The organism is Fructilactobacillus fructivorans (assembly GCF_000814735.1).
GTDB classification, from domain to species: domain Bacteria; phylum Bacillota; class Bacilli; order Lactobacillales; family Lactobacillaceae; genus Fructilactobacillus; species Fructilactobacillus fructivorans.
Genome location: NZ_JOJZ01000015.1, coordinates 1 through 1,779, shown reverse-complemented (window position 1 = coordinate 1,779; position 1,779 = coordinate 1). Strand labels below are relative to the sequence as shown.

At 46.4% G+C, this 1,779-nt stretch carries 1 rRNA gene; it reads left to right on the top strand.

From position 1 onward, the window contains the following. Positions 1-151 precede the first annotated feature (151 nt). A 23S ribosomal RNA gene (locus LfDm3_RS03530) occupies positions 152-1,779 on the top strand; the annotation flags it as partial.

Genomic DNA, 1,779 nt, shown 5'->3' with positions numbered 1-1,779 from the left:
ACTTTGTTCTTTGAAAACTAGATAATATTATTTTCTGTATTAATTATATTTTAATTATAATTTTAACCGAGAAATAACCACTACGTTATTTGAGTTTTTTAAAATAGTTTAAATCGCAAATACTCAATAACTTACATCACGAAGTGATGCAGGTTAAGTTATTAAGGGCGCATGGTGAATGCCTTGGTACTAGGAGCCGATGAAGGACGGAACTAACACCGATATGCTTCGGGGAGCTGTACGTAAGCTTTGATCCGGAGATTTCCGAATGGGGAAACCCAATCATCTTAGTCGATGGTTGCACGACAGTGAATTCATAGCTGTCGTGCGGTAAACGCGGGGAACTGAAACATCTAAGTACCCGCAGGAGTAGAAAAAAATTTCGATTCCCTAAGTAGCGGCGAGCGAACGGGGAACAGCCCAAACCGACCAGTTTACTGGTCGGGGTTGTAGGACTGAACATTTGAGTTACAAAAGAATCTGATAGTCGAATCAGTTGGGAAGCTGAGCCATAGATGGTGATAGCCCAGTAGACGAAATCAGATTCCCTCAGTTCAGGATCCTGAGTACGGCGACACACGTGAAACGTCGTCGGAAGCCGGGAGGACCATCTCCCAAGGCTAAATACTACCTAGTGACCGATAGTGAACCAGTACCGTGAGGGAAAGGTGAAAAGCACCCCGGAAGGGGAGTGAAATAGTTCCTGCAACCATGTGCCTACAAGCAGTTAGAGCCCATTTAAGGGTGATAGCGTGCCTCTTGTAGAATGAACCGGCGAGTTATAGTTGCATGCAAGGTTAAGCTGAAAAAGCGGAGCCGAAGCGAAAGCGAGTCTGAATAGGGCGTTGAAGTATGTTGCCATAGACCCGAAACCAGGTGATCTATCCATGTCCAGGATGAAAGTGCGGTAATACGCACCGGAGGTCCGAACCCGTGTACGTTGAAAAGTGCTGGGATGAGGTGTGGATAGCGGTGAAATTCCAAACGAACTTGGAGATAGCTGGTTCTCTCCGAAATAGCTTTAGGGTTAGCCTCGGATTTAGAATCATGGAGGTAGAGCCACTGTTTGGACAAGGGGTCCGTCTTGGATTACTAAGTTCAGATAAACTCCGAATACCATTGATTTATATCCGGGAGTCAGACGATGAGTGATAAGATCCATCGTCGAAAGGGGAACAGCCCAGACCACCAGTTAAGGTCCCTAAATATATGCTAAGTGGAAAAGGCGGTGGAGTTGCATAGACAACTAGGATGTTGGCTCAGAAGCAGCCACCATTTAAAGAGTGCGTAATAGCTCACTAGTCGAGTGATTCTGCGCCGAAAATTTACCGGGGCTAAGCATATTACCGAGACTGTGGACGCGACTTTGTCGCGTGATAGGAGAGCGTTCTAAGGGCAACGAAGCTAGACCGTAAGGACTAGTGGAGCGCTTAGAAGTGAGAATGCCGGTATGAGTAGCGAAAAATCAGTGAGAATCTGATTCACCGAATGACTAAGGTTTCCTGGGGAAGGCTCGTCCACCCAGGGTTAGTCGGGACCTAAGTCGAGGCCGAGAGGCGTAGACGATGGATAACAGGTTGAGATTCCTGTACTAGTTATTAACGTTTGAGTGATGGAGGAACGCAGAAGGCTAAGTTGTGCATCCTGATGGATATGGATGTTCAAGTCGTAAGTCAGGTCAAGAGAGAAATGCTTTTGATCGCGTTGACAAGCGACGATGAGGACCGAAATTATAGTAGGGAAGCAACTGATGTCACGCTGCCGAGAAAAGCTTCTAGC